This window comes from Mesorhizobium sp. M4B.F.Ca.ET.143.01.1.1 (genome assembly GCF_004792275.1).
GTDB lineage: Bacteria > Pseudomonadota > Alphaproteobacteria > Rhizobiales > Rhizobiaceae > Mesorhizobium > Mesorhizobium abyssinicae.
This window is the reverse complement of the sequence record NZ_SRSR01000272.1, coordinates 1-309: the sequence shown is the minus strand read 5'-3', so window position 1 is coordinate 309 and position 309 is coordinate 1. Positions and strand designations below refer to the sequence as shown.

General features: G+C 52.4%; 1 protein-coding gene. It reads left to right on the top strand.

The annotated features are described in order from the left end of the window. Nucleotides 1–38: 38 nt before the first annotated feature. On the top strand, nt 39–309 hold a 271-nt coding region (locus EN786_RS36950), incomplete at its 3' end, for a hypothetical protein (protein ID WP_135910166.1).

Below are 309 nucleotides of genomic sequence, written 5' to 3'. Positions count from 1 at the left end.
GTCGGCAGACATATTCGAACGGCATCTAGACTGGCAAGATGGTCGTTGTTCGCAGACTTCAGGAATACGAATTCAAAGCCTGTTTCGCAGAGCCTATCCAGGACGTTACTTCCATCGCGGAGGCAGCTGTCGACATTTGGCCATATGTCGAGGCGCTGGACTTGGATGAAATCCGTCTGCCCTATTTGAACGAGGTCCACTATGTTTATCGGGACGCGTTAAGCCGGTTCGATCAGGTTTTGATCGGCACCGGTCGCTTCAACATGCTTTTGGTCATCGTCGTCGATCTCGGCAAAGTGGCGGTGTTCG